This is a genomic window from Mycobacterium neglectum (assembly GCF_002591975.1).
In the GTDB taxonomy this organism is placed as follows: domain Bacteria; phylum Actinomycetota; class Actinomycetes; order Mycobacteriales; family Mycobacteriaceae; genus Mycobacterium; species Mycobacterium neglectum.
In genome coordinates this window covers 157366-173700 of the sequence record NZ_NVQE01000003.1, presented here as the reverse complement: position 1 = coordinate 173700, position 16335 = coordinate 157366, and the positions used below count along the sequence as shown (strand labels likewise).

Annotated in this window: 16 protein-coding genes and 1 pseudogene; 13 read left to right on the top strand and 4 right to left on the bottom strand. The window is 65.9% G+C overall.

Annotated elements, in window-relative coordinates; genetic code table 11:
* A complete protein-coding gene (locus CSQ99_RS04075) occupies window positions 1-549 on the top strand; it encodes a tripartite tricarboxylate transporter TctB family protein (protein ID WP_099037759.1) in 549 nt (182 codons plus the stop codon).
* 9 nt (window positions 550-558) lie between these two features.
* Window positions 559-2238 (top strand): tripartite tricarboxylate transporter permease, encoded by a 1680-nt coding sequence (locus CSQ99_RS31220; RefSeq protein ID WP_099037758.1) that lies wholly within the window; start codon window positions 559-561, stop codon window positions 2236-2238.
* Here CSQ99_RS31220 and CSQ99_RS04065 read toward each other — a convergent pair.
* The 3 genes and pseudogenes from CSQ99_RS04065 to CSQ99_RS04055 all read right to left on the bottom strand — a co-directional run.
* Window positions 2128-2718: pseudogene (locus tag CSQ99_RS04065) on the bottom strand (FadR/GntR family transcriptional regulator); the annotation flags it as partial. The gene CSQ99_RS31220 and the pseudogene CSQ99_RS04065 overlap by 111 nt on opposite strands.
* Entirely contained in the window at window positions 2715-3833 is a 1119-nt protein-coding gene (locus CSQ99_RS04060; RefSeq protein ID WP_099037756.1) for an L-talarate/galactarate dehydratase, read from the bottom strand. The pseudogene CSQ99_RS04065 and the gene CSQ99_RS04060, both read right to left, overlap by 4 nt.
* A gap of 84 nt (window positions 3834-3917) precedes the next feature.
* The gene (locus tag CSQ99_RS04055) at window positions 3918-5024 is read right to left on the bottom strand and encodes an alcohol dehydrogenase catalytic domain-containing protein (protein WP_099037755.1); all 1107 of its coding nucleotides are present in this window, start codon (window positions 5022-5024) and stop codon (window positions 3918-3920) included.
* A 66-nt stretch (window positions 5025-5090) separates the two neighbouring features.
* Here CSQ99_RS04055 and CSQ99_RS04050 point away from each other — a divergent pair, with 66 nt between their 5' ends.
* The 5 genes from CSQ99_RS04050 to CSQ99_RS04030 all read left to right on the top strand — a co-directional run bounded on the left by CSQ99_RS04050 (window position 5091) and on the right by CSQ99_RS04030 (window position 8133).
* Window positions 5091-6131, top strand: a complete 1041-nt coding sequence (locus CSQ99_RS04050; protein ID WP_099037754.1) for an alpha/beta fold hydrolase — start codon at window positions 5091-5093, stop codon at window positions 6129-6131.
* Between the two features lie 80 nt (window positions 6132-6211).
* Window positions 6212-6928: a class I SAM-dependent methyltransferase gene (locus CSQ99_RS04045; RefSeq protein ID WP_099037753.1), complete on the top strand. Its 717-nt coding sequence runs from the start codon at window positions 6212-6214 to the stop codon at window positions 6926-6928.
* Window positions 6925-7197, top strand: a complete 273-nt coding sequence (locus tag CSQ99_RS04040; protein WP_245908667.1) for a hypothetical protein — start codon at window positions 6925-6927, stop codon at window positions 7195-7197. Before CSQ99_RS04045 ends, CSQ99_RS04040 begins: the two co-directional genes overlap by 4 nt.
* Before the next feature lie 35 nt (window positions 7198-7232).
* A complete protein-coding gene (locus tag CSQ99_RS04035; RefSeq protein WP_099037751.1) occupies window positions 7233-7673 on the top strand; it encodes an acyl-CoA thioesterase in 441 nt (146 codons plus the stop codon).
* Between the two features lie 16 nt (window positions 7674-7689).
* A complete protein-coding gene (locus tag CSQ99_RS04030) occupies window positions 7690-8133 on the top strand; it encodes an SRPBCC family protein (RefSeq protein ID WP_099037750.1) in 444 nt (147 codons plus the stop codon).
* A 3-nt stretch (window positions 8134-8136) separates the two neighbouring features.
* Here the strand turns inward: CSQ99_RS04030 and CSQ99_RS04025 are convergent, their stop codons facing one another.
* A complete protein-coding gene (locus CSQ99_RS04025) occupies window positions 8137-8829 on the bottom strand; it encodes a GntR family transcriptional regulator (RefSeq protein WP_099037749.1) in 693 nt (230 codons plus the stop codon).
* A 145-nt stretch (window positions 8830-8974) separates the two neighbouring features.
* On the opposite strand from CSQ99_RS04025, the gene fadD5 reads away from it, so the two are divergent.
* From fadD5 to CSQ99_RS03995, 6 genes are all read left to right on the top strand, one after another.
* The gene (gene fadD5, locus CSQ99_RS04020; protein ID WP_176560868.1) at window positions 8975-10627 is read left to right on the top strand and encodes a fatty-acid--CoA ligase FadD5; all 1653 of its coding nucleotides are present in this window, start codon (window positions 8975-8977) and stop codon (window positions 10625-10627) included.
* 212 nt (window positions 10628-10839) lie between these two features.
* Entirely contained in the window at window positions 10840-11637 is a 798-nt protein-coding gene (locus CSQ99_RS04015) for an MlaE family ABC transporter permease (RefSeq protein ID WP_099037748.1), read from the top strand.
* A 1-nt stretch (window position 11638) separates the two neighbouring features.
* Window positions 11639-12508, top strand: coding sequence for an MlaE family ABC transporter permease (locus tag CSQ99_RS04010; RefSeq protein ID WP_099037747.1), 870 nt, complete (start codon window positions 11639-11641; stop codon window positions 12506-12508).
* Between the two features lie 4 nt (window positions 12509-12512).
* Entirely contained in the window at window positions 12513-13730 is a 1218-nt protein-coding gene (locus CSQ99_RS04005) for an MCE family protein (RefSeq protein WP_099037746.1), read from the top strand.
* Window positions 13727-14758, top strand: coding sequence for a virulence factor Mce family protein (locus CSQ99_RS04000; RefSeq protein WP_099037745.1), 1032 nt, complete (start codon window positions 13727-13729; stop codon window positions 14756-14758). Before CSQ99_RS04005 ends, CSQ99_RS04000 begins: the two co-directional genes overlap by 4 nt.
* A complete protein-coding gene (locus tag CSQ99_RS03995; protein WP_099037865.1) occupies window positions 14755-16335 on the top strand; it encodes a virulence factor Mce family protein in 1581 nt (526 codons plus the stop codon). Before CSQ99_RS04000 ends, CSQ99_RS03995 begins: the two co-directional genes overlap by 4 nt.

Here is a 16335-nt window from a genome sequence, read left to right as displayed (position 1 = left end):
ATGAACGACGCGACGCCGGCCGGTGCACCGCATCCCCACACCCGCGACATCCTCGCCGAGCTCGAGGCCGAGGTCGCCCACGAACTGGAGGAGGAACGGCCACCCGCAGGCGGCCCCGTCTACCAGATCGCCGGTGCGCTGGTCGGCATCGCGATCGGCATCGCCGGTGCTGTGCTCTCGGCCGGATACGGCCTCGGCTCACTGCGTGAGCCGGGTCCGGGGCTGTGGCCATTCGTCGTCAGCGTCCTCATCGTGACGCTGTGCGTCGCACTGCTGGCGGTCGGCCGCGGACTGGGCGACGCCGAGGCCTTCACCCGCGCCAGTGTGCTCACGGTCGTGGGTGTCATCACGTTCGTCGCATTCGGCCTGCTGCTGCCGTTGTCGGGCTTCGAGATCCCGGCACTGGCGCTATGCGTGATCTGGCTGAAATTCCTCGGCGGCGAGAGCTGGCGGAACACGATCGTGATCAGCGTGGCCACCGTCGCGGCGTTCTATTTCCTGTTCCTCTACGGGCTGCGAATCCCGTTGCCGCACTTGATCGCAATCTAGAAGCCAGCCATGGACTTCACCGCGTTTCTGGACGGGTTCGCACTCGTCGTCGAACCGAAGAACCTGCTGTACTGTCTTGTCGGCGTGCTGATCGGCATGATCATCGGCGTCCTGCCGGGCCTCGGCCCTGCGGCCACGATCGCGATCCTGCTACCCATCACCTACACAATCGACCCGGTCTCGGCGATCATCATGCTTGCCGGGATCTATTACGGCGCGCAGTACGGCGGCACCATCACCTCGGTCCTGCTGCGACTGCCCGGCGAGGCGTCGTCGGTGGTCACCGTGTTCGACGGGTTCGCCCTGGCCAAACAGGGCAAGGCAGGTACAGCGCTGGGTATCGCCGCGATCGGTTCCTTTGTGGGAGCGACGATCTCAATCATCGGGCTGACTCTTCTCGCTCCTGTGGTCGCTAGCATCGCACTCGATTTCGGGCCCCCCGAATACGCCGCGCTGGCCCTGCTCGGCGTGCTGCTCGTCGCCACCATCGGCAGCGGCAACAAGTTGAAGGCACTGATCGCCGGCCTGGTGGGTCTGCTGTTGGCGACAGTGGGGCGCGACAGCTTCACCGGTGCATCGCGGTTCACGTTCGACAGCCTGCAACTGGCCGACGGCATCGACTTCGTCGTCGTGGCCATGGGATTGTTCGGCGTCGGCGAGATTCTGTACAACCTCGAGCAACGGCACGGCAAGAAGCACGTGCCCGCCGAGGTCGGCAATGTATGGCCGTCTCGCAAGGACCTCAAACAGTCATCGGGAGCGATAGGGCGGGGATCCATCATCGGTTTCGTTCTCGGCGTGCTGCCCGGCGGCGGCGCCGTGCTCTCCTCGATCGTCGCCTACGCCACCGAGAAGCGCATCTCCAAGAAGCCCGAACGGTTCGGGCGCGGTGCGGTCGAGGGTGTCGCGGCGCCGGAAACCGCCAACAACGCCGCGGCCACTTCGTCTTTCATACCGCTGCTCACGATCGGATTGCCCGCCAACGCGACGATGGCGATGCTGTTCGGCGCGCTGCTGATCCTCGGTGTCTCACCGGGCCCGCAGTTGGTCAGCGAACACCCGGACGTCTTCTGGGGCGTCATCAACTCGATGTACATCGGCAACATCCTGTTGCTGATTCTGTCCATCCCACTGGTCGGGTTGTTCGTGCGGATCCTCAAGGTAAGGCCCGCGATCCTCGCGCCGATCACGGCGCTGATCACGATCCTCGGCGTGTACACGATCAACAATTCGGTATTCGACATCTACTTGATGGTGGCGTTCGGCATCATCGGCTACCTGATGAAGAAGGCCGGGTTCGATCCGGGCCCGATGGTGCTGGCCTTCGTACTCGGATCCATCATCGAGTCGAGCACGCGACGGTCCCTGCTCATCTTCGGCGGCGATCCGACGGGATTCGTCACGCGGCCGATCTCCGGCGTCATACTCGCGGTCTTCGCGCTGCTGATTCTGCTGCCCTTGATCCGAATGCTGTTGAAGCGCCGCGCGTCAGCGCGGGTCGAGCCGGCGGCGGGAGTTGGCGAGGTGGACGCGCATCGCGGCACTGGCGGCGGCGGGATCTCCGGCGAGGATGGCGGCGACGATGTTGGCGTGCTCGGCCCGGACTCGGTCGACGTGCCCGGCGTCGGTGAGCGAGTAGTCCTCACCCAGCCGCATCCGGGGAAGCATGATCATCATCGGACCGAGTGAGTCGAGCAGGTCGACATAGAAGCGGTTGTTACCTGCCGTAGCGATCGCTCGGTGGAACCGAAAGTCGGCCTCGACGGCGTCTTCGGGTGCCGCGGCGACGAACGCATCCAGGGCCGACTGGATCGCGGTGCGGCCCGCGGCGTCCAGCCGGGCCGCAGCCAGTGCTGCCGCCTCGGTCTCGATCCCGAGCCGGAAGTCGATCATGTCGAGCACGTCCTGATGGCTGCGGATCGCGGTGGATTCCACGGTGAACGACGTCGACTCCGGCACCGTGAGCACGAATGAACCCCGGCCGTGGAAGGTTTCGACCAGACCCTCGGCGCGCAGGCGGGTCACCGCTTCCCGTACGACGGTGCGGGACACCCCGAACTCCTCGATGAGTTCGGCCTCCGAGGGCAGCTTGTGACCGGCAGGCAGGTCGCCGGCGAGGATCTTGTCCTTCAAACCGGCGACCACCCGCCCGGCCAGCGTTGTTGTCATTGCCCGAACTCGGCGCTTTCCTTCGTGAGTGCGCGCATCTGATCGGACAGCGAGAAGCCCAGGCCGGGCCGATCGGGTAACCACATGTGGCCATCGTGAATGTCGATGCGCTCGTTGAACAGTGGGTTGAGCCATTCGAAGTGCTCGACCCACGGCTCGGTGGGATAGGTGGCCGCCAGATGCAGATGGATCTCCATCGCGTAGTGCGGGGCCAGCGCCAGCCCGGCATGAGCGGCCAGCGTGGCGAAGCGCAGGAACGGGGTGATGCCGCCGATCCGGGGCGCGTCGGGCTGGACGATGCCGCGGTAGCCGGCGTCGAGCAGTGCCATGTGCTCGGGGACCGACGTGAGCATCTCGCCGGTCGCGATCGGGGTGTCAAAGGTATGGCTGAGGTCCGCGTGCCCGACCGCGTCCCAGGCGTCCAGCGGCTCCTCGATCCACACCAGGTCGTAGCGCTCGAGTTCACGGCACATCCGGCGGGCCCGATCCCGGTCCCACTGCTGATTGGCATCGACCATCAGCGGCGTGTCGCCCAGATGCTCCTTGATCGCCGCTACCCGATCCAGGTCCGTCTTCCAGTCCGGTTGCCCCACTTTGATTTTGATGGCGCCGATGCCGGCCTCGAGCGAGGCGGTGGCTTTCTCCTTGATCTCGTCGACGGAGGCCTGCAGGAAGCCGCCGGAGGTGTTGTAGACACGGCAGGAGTCGCGATGGGCGCCGATGAGCTTGGCCAGCGGAAGCCCGGCCCGCCGCGCCTTGAGGTCCCACAGCGCGACGTCCAATGCCGCGATCGCCTGGGTGGCCACCCCCGATCGGCCGACCGACGCGCCTGCCCACAGCAGCGATTGGTAGATGCGGTCGATGTCGGACGGGTCGGCGCCGATCGCGGTGTCGGCGACCTCGGCGAGGTGCGCGAACTGGGCCCGACCGCCGGCGCGCTTCGAGTAACTGAACCCCATGCCCTCGAGGCCGTCTTCCGTGGTGACCTCGGCGAACAGCAGCACGGTCTCGGTCAGCGGCTTCTGCCTGCCGGTGAGCACCTTGGCGTCACTGACCGGGTTGGCCAGCGGGAGGACCACGTGGGAAAGCGTGATGTGGCGAATGCGGTCGGACATCTCGAACTCCTAGAACAAGTCATATGATGAGTAACCAACTCATCATACAAGTTGTACCGGGCGTCGCGACCGCAGAGGCCGCGGCTAGTCGAACCTGATGATCTGCCGGACTGCATTGCCGTCGGCGAGTTCGTCCATACCGCTGTTGATCTCGTCGAGGGTGATCGTCGACGACACCAGCGACTCGACCGGAAGCCGGCCCGCCCGCCACAGGCCCACGAAGTGCGGGATCTCCCGCGAGGGCACGGCCGAGCCGAGGTAGCTGCCGATCAGCGACCGGCCCTCTGCGACAAAGCCCAACGGCGACAGGTTGATTCGAGCGTCGGGCCGCGGGAGTCCGACGCAGACGGTCCGGCCTCCTGGCGCGGTGAGGTCGACGGCGGTCTCCACCGCCTTCGGATGGCCGACCGCCTCGATCACCACGGCGGCCTTGAGGCCCGCTTCGTGCGCCTCATCCGGTGTGTATGCCTCGTGCGCACCCATGGTGCGCGCCAGACCCAGCTTGGCGGGCAGCTGGTCGACACCGATGACACGGACGTCGTCATGCGAGAGAGCGGTGAGCACCGCGGCCATGCCGACGCCGCCGAGGCCGACGACAACTACGGTGTCACCCGCCCGTGGGCGTCCCGCATTGATCACCGCGCCACCGCCGGTCAGCACGGCACACCCGAGCAACGCCGCGACGTCGGGAGGCACGTCGGCGGGGACGGGCACGACCGAGCGACGGTCGACGACCGCGTGAGTGGCAAAACCGGAGACCCCGAGGTGGTGATGGATCGGGTGCCCGCCGCGCGAGAGCCGACGTTCGCCGGTCATCAAGGTGCCGGCCGCATTGGCCGCGCTGCCCGGCAGACACGGTGTGAGCCCGTTGGTGTCGCACGCCTCGCAAGCTCCGCACCTCGGGAGGAAGGTCATCACCAGGCGCTGTCCCACGGCCCCGTCGGGCACCCCGGGACCCGTCTGCTCGACGACGCCCGCGGCCTCGTGGCCCAGCAGCATCGGCATCGGCCGGACCCGGTTGCCGTCGACCACTGACAGATCGGAGTGGCACATGCCCGCGGCCTCGATGCGGACGAGGAGTTCACCGGCTCCGGGCGGATCCAGGTCGAGCTCCTGCACCGCGAGCGGTCGTGATTCGGCGTATGGCCTTGGCAGGCCGATCTCTTCGAGTACGGCGCCACGGACCCTCATGACTACAGCCTGCCGTCACTGCGAGACCGCTGCAATGACCCAGCGGGTTCCCATACGCTCCCGGGGATGCTGGAAAAGTCCGAGATCCGGTTTCTGCCCGTCGGCGGACGCCGGGTGGCGTACGAGGTGCGCGGCAGCGGGCCACCGCTGGTCGCCCCGGCGTGGTGGGTGAGTCACCTCGAGCTCGACACCCAGGACGCCGATTTTCGTCGCTTCTGGGATGGCATCGCGGATGGATACACACTGATCCGGTACGACCGGCTCGGAGTCGGCATGTCGGATCGCACGCTGCATGATTCCGATCTGACCCTCGACGGCGAGGTCGCAACGCTGCGCTCGCTCATCGACGAGCTCGGACTCGAGCGCGTTTCGCTCATCGGCGGCTCATCCGGCAGCTGCACGGCAATTGCGTTTGCCGCAGCTTTCCCCGAACGCGTCGAGCGGTTGGTGCTGTACGGGTCGTACCCGGACGGGAAGGCACTCACGGCACCCGGCGTGGGTGAGGCGATATTGACTGCGATACAAGCGCATTGGGGCTTGGGCTCACGCCTTCTCGGTGATATCTTTCTCGGCAGTGCCGGCGGTGACGAGCACGAACGTTTCAGCCGGTTGCAGCGTGAGGCGGCGACGGCCGAAACCGCCGCCGCAGTATTGGCTCTCGTCTATCGCCTTGATGTTCGAGACCAGCTTGCGCTCGTCCGCTCGCCAACGCTGGTGGTGCATCGCCGCGACGACCGCGCCGTGCCGTACCGGCTCGGGCGCGAGGTCGCGGCCGCGATTCCCGGCGCGACATTCATCCCGCTGAAGGGAAGCGCGCACTTTCCGTGGCACGGTGACGCCGATTCCGTCGTTCGCGCATGCCGCGAATCGCTGGGACCGGCGCAGCCGTCGCCGCACCACGCGAGCGGGCAGCAGCAGGTCCTGTCGGTTCGTGAACGCGAAATCCTGGCGTGCATCGCGCGCGGTCTCGGTGATCGCGAGATCGCGGAGCACCTGGTGCTCAGCCCGCACACCGTCCACCGCCACGTGGCCAACATCCGCCGCAAGCTGGGCGGCACTTCGCGAACCGCCGCCGTCGCGGAAGCCGCGCGCCTCGGAATCCTGTGAGGTAGCCGAAAGGGGCCATCTGCCGAAGATGGCCGAATCGGGCGATGTGCGCGTCAGGTGGACACTCCTACGTTTGCGGCATGACGGAAATCGCTGACATCAGATCGGATACCGAATCACGGGGGAACCCGCCATCTGCCGCGTGGCTGCGGATCTTCGCTCTCGTGTACGACCCCTTTCTCTGGCTGGGGGAGACCGCAGGCATGCGTCGCCGCCGCGGCACGCTGCTGGCCGACGCCTATGGCCGCGCCGTCGAGATCGGCGCCGGGACCGGGCTGAACATTGCCCACTATCCGGAGTCGGTCACCGAGCTGGTGCTCATCGAGCCCGAACCAGGCATGCGCAACAAACTCTCGCGTCGCATGCCCCGACATGGTTGCCCCACAAGGATTGTCGACGCGTCGGCGGAGCGCCTACCACTGTCCGACGCGTCCGTGGACACCGTCGTTTCGACGCTGGCCCTATGCACAATCGACGAGCCCGAACGTGCGCTGCGCGAAATTGCGCGGGTACTCCGGCCGGGCGGGCAACTGCTGTTCATCGAACATGTGCGCGCAAGCTCGCGGCTACTGGCGACGTGGCAGGACACGCTCGCCGAACCGTGGCGCCGCTTTGCAGGTGGCTGTCGCTGCAACCGCGACACCGTCGAGCGCATGCGCGCCTGCGGCTTCACCGTCGCGGCCCAAAACGTCGTGTGGCGCGGCATGCCCGCGATCGTCCACCCACTCGCCACGGGTCGCGCGACACGAACCGTCAGAACCACTGATGAACACCAAATCCGAAGGGAAACAACATGAGAACTCGACCAATTGGAAGAACGGCGATGGCGGCGATCGCCCTGTCGGGCGCGCTCGTCGGCCTCGGCGCCGGGATAGCGGACGCCAAGCCGATGGAACGCGAGAACCAAAGGTATTGCGCCAAGATCGTCAGGGATTACGAGACCACCGGGCGAATCTACCGGGACTACCACAACAGGTATGGGCCCTATGACGCGCTGACCATCCAGGCCTCCAGCAACCACTCCCGCGCCGCCGACGCGTTCGTGAGCTCACCCTGTAGCTATTAGGCCATAAGTGACCACCACCTGCGAGACTGCTGCCCATGACCGAGCAAGCGCTCACCAGCGCTGACTTTCCCGTGCACTGGCCGGCGACGACCCGATGGACCGACAATGACATGTTCGGTCACCTGAACAACGCGGTCTACTACGGACTGTTCGACACGGCGATCAACGGGTGGATCAACACCAACTGCGAGATCGATCCGTTGACCGTGCCGTGGCTGGGGGTGGTCGCCGAGTCGGGGTGCAAGTACTTCGCCGAACTGCGTTTCCCCGAACCGCTTTTCGTCGGAGTGGCGGTCACACGGCTGGGCAACAGCAGCGTCACCTACCGGCTGGGGATCTGGCAGGAAGGCAAACCCAACGAACCTGTTGCGGCCGTCGGCCACTGGGTGCACGTCTACGTCGACCGGGCTGGACGCAGGCCCGTGCCGATCCCGGAAGTGATTCGTTCCCTGCTCGAAAAGGCGCGCGTCGACTAGTCGATATGCTCGTGCGATGCCGTTTGTGAGCAAGACCGTCGAGGTCGAAGCCCCCGCCGAGGCGATCATGGGCATCGTCGCCGACTTCGAGTCGTACCCGTTGTGGAACGACGAGATCAAGGGCTGCTGGGTGCTGGCCCGCTACGACGACGGCCGTCCCAGCCAATTGCGTCTGGACGTTGTGGTCCAGGGTCAGTCGGGCACGTTCATCACCGCGGTCTACTACCCCGGCGACAATCAGATCCAGACGGTGCTGCAGCAGGGTGAGTTCTTCGAGAAGCAGGAACAGAAGTTCTCGGTGGTCCCCATGGGAGCGACATCGCTTCTGACGGTCGACCTCGACGTCGAGACCAAACTGCCGATCCCGGCACAGTTCGTCAAGAAGGCCATCGGGGACACGCTCGACTATCTGGCAGGCAATTTGAAGACTCGCGCCGAGGAACTCTCCGCGGGCAGCTGACGCTCAGCCCCACAACTTTGTGTCGTCGAGTCGCGCGATGAGGCGTTGCGCGCCGTCGGTGAACTCGCCGCCGGTCAGCCTGACGGCCGTGTCGACGTCGCCTCGGCGTAGCGCCGCGATCATCTCGCGATGACCGGCCACCGCGGAGATTCCCCACTGCGGACTCGCCGCGTAGATGTGGCCGGGCAGGTATCGCGCGACATGTAAGAGGAACCACGCCAGCTTGATGCGGCCGGCAGACCTGTTGAACGCCCGGTGGAACGTGAACTCCGCGGACGCGATCGCGTCGGGCTCATGGTGGTCGACGGCTTCGGCGAGTGCGTCGTTGAGTCGCTCCAGCTCGTCGATCTCCGCCTCGGTGATCTGCGCGGCCGCGGTCGCCGCCAACTCCTTGGCGATGGTGGCCTGGAGCCAGAAGATGTCCTCGACGTCGCGGCGCGTCAGGGGGACGACTACATGGCCGCGGTGCGGTTCGAGTGCCACCATGCCCTCGCCGCGAAGGGTGCGCAGTGCCTCGCGGACCGGCGTGATGCTGACCCCGAGCGCCGCGGCGGTCTCGTCCAGCCTGATGTAGGTGCCCGGCCGCAGGTTGCCGGTCATGATGTCGGTGCGCAGCCGCGCCGCGACCTCGTCGGATAGCTGTTCGCGGCGCACTGCGCGCCGGGCCACGGTCCGGGTCCTCGGTGGTGCGTTCACACGACTCTCCGGTCTGTCTGGGGTGGTCTTGTACCCGAGCAGCCGAGGCCATATTGTGACCGGGGCAACACCATGTTTGATCAAATGTAAAAGCTACGCAACCCGGGAAGTGGGCCCCAGCCTGCGAGGGGAGGAGCACTCGCTGTTGACGTCCCCTCTGGTACCCGACCCGACCGAACAGCCGTTTCTTGCGCGTCGGCAGAATTGGACCACCCAACTCGCACGACACTCACTGATGCAGCCCGGCGATACCGCCCTGCGCTTCCTGGGGCACACCACGACCTGGCGTGAACTGGACAACCGGGTCGCCGCCCTGGCCGGGGCACTGAGCCGGCGTGGGGTCGCATTCTCCGACCGAGTGCTGATCCTGATGCTCAACCGCACGGAGTTCATCGAGTCCTTCCTTGCGATCAACAAGCTCGGAGCCATTGCCGTACCGGTCAACTTCCGGATGACCCCGCCCGAGATCGCCTTCCTGGTGAGCGATTGCCAGGCCCGCGTGATCATCACCGAGTCGGTGCTCGCCGGGGTCGCCACCGCGGTCCGCGACATCGATCAGACGCTGTCCACCGTGATCGTCGCGGGCGGTGCGACGGACGACAACGTGATCGGAACGATCGGCTACGACGATGTGATGGCCGAACCTGGCGACGAAGCCCCGCCCGCCGACATCGAAAACGACTCGCCCGCGCTGATCATGTACACCTCGGGAACCACCGGCAGGCCCAAGGGCGCCGTGCTCACCCACACCAACATCGCCGGGCAGGCGATGACGTTTCTTTTCACCAACGGCGCCGACCTCAACAGCGACGTCGGCTTCATCGGTGTCCCGCTGTTCCACATAGCGGGTATCGGGAACATGATCATCGGCCTGCTGCTCGGCAGGCCCACCGTGATCTATCCGTTGGGCGCATTCGATCCCGGTGCACTGCTCGATGTCCTCGAGGCCGAGGCGGTCACCGGTATCTTCCTGGTGCCCGCGCAGTGGCAGGCGGTCGTCGCCGAACAACGGGCGCGTCCGCGGAACCTGAAGCTGCGGGTGTTGTCGTGGGGTGCGGCGCCGGCTTCAGATACCCTGCTGCGCAGCATGTCCGAGACGTTCCCCGGGACCCAGATCCTCGCCGCGTTCGGCCAGACGGAGATGTCGCCGGTGACCTGCATGCTGCTGGGTGACGATGCCGTCCGGAAACTCGGCTCGGTGGGGAAGGTGATTCCCACGGTGTCGGCGCGCATCGTCGACGAGAACATGAACGACGTCGAAATCGGCCAGGTCGGTGAAATCGTCTACCGCGCGCCAACACTGATGGCGGGCTATTGGAACAACCCCAAGGCCACCGCGGAGGCCTTCGCCGGTGGCTGGTTCCACTCCGGAGACCTCGTGCGCCAGGACGAGGAAGGCTACGTCTGGGTCGTGGACCGCAAGAAGGACATGATCATCTCGGGCGGTGAAAACATCTACTGCGCCGAGATCGAGAACGTCCTCGCCGCACACCCCTCGATCGCCGAGGTGGCGGTCATCGGCCGTCCGGACGACAAGTGGGGTGAGGTCCCGGTGGCCGTGATCGCACTCGGCGCCGACAGCGATCTGGGGCTCGCAGATGTCGAGAGTTTCCTGTCCGAACGCCTCGCCAGATACAAGCATCCGAAGGCTTTGGAGATCGTCGACGCGCTCCCTCGCAACCCGGCTGGCAAAGTACTCAAAACGGAACTACGGGTGCGCTTCGGTGCGGGAAAGCGGATTGACGCAGGCGAAAGCGTTACTCCCCCAACGGTTTCTGCTGGCGCACAAGAGATTTAGGGAATCGGGGCGGGTTTGCTAACGGTTAAGGACTCAATCTTCCAGATGCCATGCAACGCGGGGATGGCATCGGGTACAGTCCTGTGGTCTGTCTTACTACTGACGAGTAGGGAGACGCTGGTCACAGTCAGCGGGTTGGGGCAAGGAGGCCGCGTGCGACAGGGTGTGCCGTCGCGCCGCAACGGGCGCGGTCTCGTCGTAGGAGCACGTCGGTGACGGCGTCGAACGACGTCGTCGGTTACGTCCGCGACCAGATTCGGCCCGGCCTGACCGCCGTCGGCGGATTCGTCCGCATGTGCACGCTCACCGCCAAGGCGACGTTCAAGTCACCGTTCCAGTGGCGCGAGTTCATCCTCCAGAGCTGGTTCCTGATGCGGGTGGCCTTCCTCCCGACCGTCGCGGTGTCGATCCCGCTGACGGTGCTCCTCATATTCACGCTCAACATCCTGCTCACGGAGTTCGGCGCGGCTGACATCTCCGGCGCGGGCGCAGCGCTCGCCGCCGTCACCCAGCTCGGCCCCCTGGTGACCGTGCTCGTGGTGGCGGGTGCCGGCTCGACGGCCATCTGTGCCGACCTCGGCGCCCGCACCATCCGCGAGGAGATCGACGCGCTCGAGGTCCTCGGCATCGACCCGATCCACCGGCTGGTCGTCCCACGCGTGATCGCCTCGACGTTCGTCGCGCTTCTGCTCAACGGTGCGGTCATCACCATCGGTCTGGTCGGCGGCTTCATCTTCGGCGTGTACCTGCAGAACGTCTCGGCAGGCGCGTATGTCTCCACCCTCACCCTCGTGACCGGGCTGCCCGAGGTGCTGATCTCGGTCGTGAAGGCCATGACCTTCGGGCTGATCGCCGGTCTGGTCGGCTGCTACCGCGGACTCACGGTCGCCGGTGGCGCCAAAGGCGTCGGGACGGCGGTCAACGAGACGCTGGTGTTGTGCGTGATCGCCCTGTTCGCGGTGAACGTGGTGCTGACCACAATCGGTGTCCGATTCGGAACGGGGAGCTGACGTGTCGACAACCCAGGTCCTGCGTTCTCGGTTTCCGCGGGGGTTCTCCCGCGGAACGGGCGTCGTCACGGCCCCGGCCAAGTTCCTCGACAGCGTCGGGCATGTCGCGTGGTTCGTCGTCACCGCCATCGGCTCTATCGGCCACGCATTGCGCTTCTACCGCAAGGAGACCCTGCGACTGATCGCTGAGATCGGCATGGGCACCGGCGCGATGGCCGTCATCGGCGGCACCGTGGCGATCGTCGGGTTCGTCACGCTGTCCGGTTCCTCGCTCGTCGCGATCCAGGGCTTCGCATCGCTTGGCAACATCGGTGTCGAGGCGTTCACCGGCTTCTTCGCCGCACTGATCAACGTGCGCATCGCCGCGCCCGTCGTGGCGGGCCAGGCGCTGGCCGCCACGGTCGGCGCGGGCGCCACCGCCGAACTCGGCGCGATGCGGATCAGCGAGGAGATCGACGCGCTGGAGGTGATGGGCATCAAGTCCATCTCGTATCTGGTGTCCACGCGAATCATGGCCGGCTTCGTCGTCATCATCCCGCTGTACGCGATGGCGATCATCATGAGCTTCCTGTCGGCCCAGGTCACCACGACGTTCTTCTACGGACAGTCGATCGGCACCTACGAGCACTACTTCCGCACGTTCCTGCGCGCCGATGACGTCATGTGGTCCTTCGTGCAGGCGATCATCATCTCGGTCATCGTGATGCTCAACCACTGCTATTACGGCTACTTCGCCAGCGGCGGACCGGTGGGCGTCGGAGAGGCAGTCGGCCGGTCGATGCGGGCATCCCTTGTCGCGATCGTCTGCGTGGTCCTGTTCGCATCGTTGGCGCTCTACGGCGTCGACCCGAACTTCAACCTGACGGTGTAGCGCCATGACCGCACCGATCAACTCGCCTCGCACCCCGCCGTACAAGCTGGCCGGCCTGGTGTTGACGCTGTTGGTGATCGTCGCGGTGGTGCTGGTCTACTTCCAGTTCCGCGGGGACTTCCTCAAGCGCGAACAGCTGACGATGATGTCGGCGCGCGCGGGCCTGTCGATGGATCCCGGCGCAAAGGTCACCTTCAACGGCGTGGAGATCGGCCGGGTCGCCACGGTCAACGCCGTGGACGTCGGAGGTGAGCCACGGGCCAAGATCGTCCTCGACGTGGATCCCAAATACATCGAACTGATCCCGAAGAACGTCACGGCCGACATCAGCGCGACGACGGTGTTCGGCAACAAGTACATCTCCTTCACATCGCCGAAAGACCCGTCATCGCAACGGATCACCCCCTCCGACGTGATCGACGTGACGAAGGTGACCACCGAGTTCAACACCCTGTTCGAGACGGTGGTGGACATCTCGTCGCAGGTGGACCCGATCAAGCTGAACCAGACCCTGGCGGCTACCGCCGAAGCGCTGGACGGGCTGGGTGACCGCTTCGGCCAGTCGATCATCAACGGCAATGAGATCCTCGCCGACCTCAATCCGCAGATGCCTCAGCTCCGGAGGGACAACCAGTTGCTGGCCGACCTCGGCGAGACCTATGCCGACGCGGCGCCAGACCTTTTCGACGGTCTGCAGAACGCGGTCACCACGGCCCGCACGCTCAACCAGGAGCAGGGCAACATCGACCAGGCGCTGATGGCAGCGGTCGGGTTCGGCAACACCGGAGCCGACATCTTCGAGCGTGGCGGGCCGTACCTGGTCCGTGGCGCGGAGGATCTGATCCGCCCGTCGGAGATCCTGGACGAGTACAGCCCGGCGCTGTTCTGCACGATCCGCAACTTCCACGACGTCGAACCCAAGGTGGCGGCGTCACTGGGCGGCAACGGCTACTCGCTGCGGACGTGGTCGAGCCTCATGGGCTTGGGCGCGGGCAACCCCTACGTTTATCCGGATAACCTGCCGCGCGTGAACGCCAGGGGCGGCCCCGAGGGCAAGCCCGGATGCTGGCAGCCCATCACGCGTGACCTGTGGCCGGCCCCGCACCTCGTGATGGACACCGGTGCGTCGATCGCGCCGTACAACCACTTCGAACTGGGCCAGCCGATCCTGATCGAGTACGTCTGGGGACGCCAGATTGGGGAGAACACGATCAACCCATGAAAATCACCGGTACCGCCATCAAGCTCGGCGCCTTCTCTCTGGTGCTGTTGCTGTTCACCGCGATCATCATCGTGGTGTTCGGGCAGATGCGTTTCGACCGCACCACCGGCTACTCAGCCGTCTTCTCCAATGCCAGCGGCCTGCGGGCCGGCCAGTTCGTCCGCGCGTCCGGTGTGGAAGTGGGCAAGGTCTCCAAGGTCGAACTCGTCAACAGCGGATCGTTGGTCAAGGTCGACTTCGACGTGGACCGCTCGCTGCCGCTGTTCGAGGGCACTACCGCTTCGATTCGCTACCTGAATCTGATCGGCGACCGGTACATGGAGCTCAAGCGCGGCGAGAGCGACCGTCGGTTGCCCGGTGGAGGGACCATCCCGGTCGAACTCACCGAGCCCGCACTGGATCTCGACGCCTTGATCGGCGGATTCCGCCCGGTGTTCCGGTCCCTTGATCCGGACAAGGTGAACACCATCGCCCAGTCGATCATCACGATTTTCCAGGGACAGGGCGGCACCATAAGCGACATTCTCGACCAGACCGCGTCACTGACTTCCGCGTTGGCCGACCGCGACCAGGCGATCGGAGAGGTGATCCGCAACCTCAACACCGTGCTCGACACCACGGTCAGACACCAGCAGCAGTTCGACGAGACGGTGCAGGATTTCGAGGCGCTCATCACGGGGCTGAACGACCGCGCGGACCCGATCGCCTCATCGGTGGCCGAGATCAGCGACGCTGCGGGCACCATCGCGGATCTACTGGCGGACAACCGCCCACTGCTGCAGAGCACCGTCGGCCATCTCGAGACCGTCCAGCAGCCGCTGGTGGACCAGAGGGACAAGCTCAACGACATCCTGACCAGGCTCCCGACCGCGTTCAAGATCATCGGGCGGGCCGGTGGAATCTACGGTGATTTCTTCAACTTCTACTCCTGCGACATCTCGATCCGGATGAACGGTCTGCAACCCGGCGGTCCGGTGCGCACGATCAAACTCTTCAGCCAGCCGTCGGGTAGGTGCACGCCGCAATGAGAACTCTGGAGGGATCGAACCGCGTCCGTAACGGCATGATGGGCATCCTTGTGCTCTTGCTCGTTATCGGTGTCGGGCAGAGCTTCGCCAGTGTGCCGATGCTGTTCGCGACACCCACGTACTACGCGGAGTTCTCCGACACCGGCGGCATCAACAACGGCGACAAGGTGCGTATCGCCGGTGTGGATGTCGGCCTGGTGCGCAGCGCGGAGATCGTCGGCGACAAGGTCAGGATCGGCTATTCGCTCGACGGCACGCAGATCGGGACGGAGAGCCGGGCGGCCATTCGTACCGACACCATCCTCGGTCGCCGCAACGTCGAGATCGAGCCGCGCGGCTCAACGGTGTTGCGGGCCAACGGAACGCTGCCGCTGGGTCAGACCACGACGCCGTACCAGATCTACGACGCGTTCTTCGACGTGACCGAGGCGTCGTCGGGCTGGGACACCCAGACGGTGAAGAAGTCACTGAATGTGTTGTCGGAGACTATCGACCAGACTTATCCGCATCTGAGTGCCGCACTCGACGGGGTGGCGCGGTTCTCCGACACCATCGGCAAGCGCGACGACCAGATCAAGCAGCTGCTGGCCAACGCCAACCAGATCGCGGGTATCCTCGGCAGCCGCAGTGAACAGATCAACAAGCTCCTGGTCAATGCCCAGCAGCTGCTCGGCGCGATTAACGAACGCCAGTATGCGGTGAGCATGTTGCTCGAACGCGTCGGTTCCTTCTCCGAACAGGTCAAGGGATTCATCGACGACAACCCGAACCTGAACCGGGTACTCGAACAGCTGCGCGTGGTCAGCGACGTCCTGTCCGAGCGCCGATTCGACCTGATGGACACGCTCACCACCGTCGCCAGCTTCGTGGCGTCCCTCGGTGAAGCGGTCGCGTCCGGCCCCTACTTCAAGGTCATGCTCGTCAACCTGCTGCCGGGCCAGATCCTGCAACCGTTCGTCGACGCGGCGTTCAAGAAGCGCGGGATCGACCCCGAGAAGTTCTGGGGTGACGCGGGTCTGCCCGCATGGCGGTTCCCGGATCCGAACGCGGCCCGGTTCCCGAACGGCGCTCCGGCGCCAGGGCCCGCCGTGCTGGAAGGCACTCCCGAGCATCCCGGCCCTGCGGTGCGCGCGGGAACTCCGTGTTCCTACACGCCGGCGCCGGACGGCATCCCGACCCCGGGCAACCCGCTGCCGTGTGCCGGCTTGACCGTCGGTCCGTTCGGCGACAACCCGTACGGACCGAACTACGGACCTCCCGATGTGGTCACGTCCGAGCCGAATGCGCACGGCCCGCAGCCGTCGCCGGGCGTGCCGTCGGCCGCGATCCCGGGTCAGGTGTCGCCGGATATGCCGGGCGTTCCTGCGGCGCTTCCGCCGGCCCCGCCGGGCGCCCGGACGGTACCCGTCGGCCCGCAGCCTCCGCTGCCGCCGGACTTCACGCCGGGCATCGCGCCGCTGCCGCCGGCCTTGACCGGGCCTCCGCCGCCACCGGGGCCCGGCCCGAATGCGGGACCCGCAGGCACAGCGCCGTTGCCGGGCAACCCGCCGTTCCTTCCACCAGGCTCGCAGGGATAG